This window comes from Methanoregula sp. (genome assembly GCF_002835825.1).
Classification (GTDB): domain Archaea; phylum Halobacteriota; class Methanomicrobia; order Methanomicrobiales; family Methanospirillaceae; genus Methanoregula.
Window position 1 is genome coordinate 1 of record NZ_PIZH01000294.1, and the last position, 2,714, is coordinate 2,714.

Annotated in this window: 2 protein-coding genes; both read right to left on the bottom strand. The window is 56.9% G+C overall.

Annotated features, from left to right (window positions below; all coding sequences use genetic code 11):
* Nucleotides 1-382, bottom strand: a 382-nt coding sequence (locus CW742_RS10025; RefSeq protein WP_292419900.1) for a hypothetical protein, incomplete at its 3' end; no start/stop codon positions are given.
* Nucleotides 383-616: 234 nt separating this feature from the next.
* On the bottom strand, nt 617-2,332 hold the full coding sequence (locus CW742_RS10030) for a histidine kinase N-terminal 7TM domain-containing protein (RefSeq protein WP_292419902.1): 1,716 nt from the start codon (nt 2,330-2,332) through the stop codon (nt 617-619).
* Between the last annotated feature and the right edge of the window lie 382 nt (nt 2,333-2,714).

Consider the following 2,714-nt stretch of genomic DNA (forward strand, 5'->3'; position numbering starts at 1 on the left):
TTCCCTGCTCCTGGAGCCGCGCAAGCATCTCCTGCTGGAAGGTCGTGTTCGTCATATCGAATCCCTGCCTGCCTTTTTCCACCGGGGGGTTTCCTGACACGACAGGGCGGTGCTCCTTCATCCATTCCCTCACTTCATCCATATTGCCGGACTCGAACGCTGCCTGGAGACCGGTCACGTCAATTCCCTGCTCCTGGAGCCGCGCAAGCATCTCCTGCTGGAAGGTCGTGTTCGTCATGTCGAATCCCCGGTCCCCCATGCCTTTGAAGGCAGGGCTGGTCCGGGAAGCCTGCGTCTGATCCACTGCACTTACAATACCAGTGCAGATCACGGCAATGCAGAACAGCGCCAGAATGCTGTAATAGCTTCTTGGAATCTTCATCGTTTCACTCTCCCTGGTTCTGGGTGTATCTTCCGGGATGCATGTCCGGAACGGATCATGCAATCCATGTAAAGTATGTATTACATTTTGTCATATAAACATTCTGTTTTTTACGGTAACTTTAACATTCTCGCGGGTTCCGCAAGGGAAATCCTTGGATCGGCATCCGGGCCCGGGCAGAAGAGCATGCGCCGGAATATACCTCCCGGTAAGGTACCCGGACTGAGGAACTGATTACGGGCCGGTAAACCGGAACTTGTCCACAGGGACCCTTATCTCGAACCGTGCGCCCGTACCGGGTTCACCGGTCTCCTGGATCGTTATCCCGGTAAGGGAGAGGATTTCCCTGGTGAGAAAGAGGCCAAGGCCGGTGTTCCTCCCGTACCCTTTCGAAAACACTTTCTGCTTATCCTCTGCCGATATACCCTCGCCATTGTCCCTGACCACCAGGATCCGTGCACCATCCTTTGTCGTGGAAGAGACATGGATCTCGGTCATCCGGTTCCCACCGTAGCGCAGCGCATTATCGAATAAATTGTAGAAGACTTTCCCGAGCAGGGGATCGGCAAGGACTTCGATCTGCATCGGGTCCGTCCGGACCCGGACATTCCCGAACGGGAGTCCCTCCATGGCCTTCCGGACACATGATGACACGTCCTGCCAGACCGGGGGGCCGCCGCCCAGGTTCTCGTAGTCCCTGGTGAACGCGATCTGGTTCTCGATCGCCTTTGCAACCAGCTGCATCCGTGACACATAGCGTGTCATATCCACGGGATTGTCCACCGAATCCCTGCTCAGCTCAAGATAACCGGAGAGCCCGGTGAGCTGGTTCCGGATATCATGCCGGGTGATGCTGGTGAGGAGCCGTATCTTCCGGTTTGCATCAGCGAGCGCCAGTTCGGCTTCCTTGCGCTCCGTGATGTCCCGGAGAACAAAGAGACTCCCGTCAGATGCCGCCCCTTCCTCGGCGAGGGGCAATGCCATGATATCGAAATGCCGGAGCTGCCCCATGCCCGCGATCTGGTATTCCGCCCGTACCCCGTCCGGGGGCAACACCGGGCCTGTCAGAGGTTCCGGAAGACCGGGAAGGAGCGCCCCGATATCCCGGCCAATAGCGTCCCGGAGGCGAATTTTCAGGACCTTTTCAGCAGCCGGGTTGAGGTCGATGACCCGGGCGGGGCCGGTGGTGATGATGATTGCATCCCGCATCGTTGCGATGATCCGGGCATAGGCAACAGGCACCCTTGTGAAAAGGTAGCGGAAGAGCCCGGCGATGAGGAGGAGGGTTGTGACCATGAACGCGAGCGGCGTTAAGTCGAGGTACGGGCTCGGCGGTATTTGGAGCACATACATCAGGTTTGCGATGAACGGGGCAAGCGAGGCAAACAGGAGAAAGATGAGCGGGCGGTGGTGGCAGCGCCCGGTCTCGGACATATGCGACAGGATCAGGAGGACCGCGAGAAACGACAACCCATAGCTGTACACAACGGCGAGCCAGAAGAGCGGGCCATGGTGGTAGATCCAGAGATTCAGCCCTTCGAAGGTCACCACGGAAAACCCCGTGTAGTACAGGGAATGGAGGGGATTGGTGATTACCGAGAGACAGAGCAGGACGGGGACGATAAAGAAGAGCGGCACGGTCCGGATCGTGAGATACCGGTCGCGGCCGGTGTAGAACAGGACGATGAAGAGGAACCCGACGGGGATACAATGGATACAGGGGACCTCGATACTGGTGAATAAGAGTGCAGTCTGGAGGTCCGGGCTGGTAATCTCCATGATGTAGGCATAGAACCAGATCGTGAGGCAGCCCATGACGAGCGTGAACGGGAGCGAAAGCCGGATATTCCGGTTCCGCCACCCCAGTACCGTGAAATAGAGGGCGATGGTTCCGGAGATAAAGTACAGCAGGAGGATGAAGGCTGATGCGGAGGGAACCTGGAGTGTCATACCTCACGCTCCGGCGGGTGCTGTTCCATAGGTGATCAGCGGGTCCTTTGCATCCCGGGCAGGAAGGATCCGCACCATTCGCAGTATCATCGCAGTATCAGCCCCCGTATTTTATTCTTTTTTTATGATATCCCTTACTATTTAATTCCGGAAATCCCGGGCAGGTGCAGGGAGGACCGTCCGGTGCCGGCCCTTTCCTCCGGGATCACCAGCATGCAGGCAACGCGCATCATCACGCCCGGAAAAATGCATGCATCCCCTGCCCGACCCCCCCTTACTTCCAGTGGAGGGAAATACCATAATAATTACGTAATATATTCCACAGAACATAACGGAGTATTCAGACTGTCACAAAAGGGGTAGAGGGAAGGGGAGGAATTGT

What these genes read in the sequence shown, in the direction of transcription:
- CW742_RS10030 (WP_292419902.1), bottom strand. Translation starts at nt 2,332, where the DNA reads ATGACACTCCAGGTTCCCTCCGCATCAGCCTTCATCCTCCTGCTGTAC.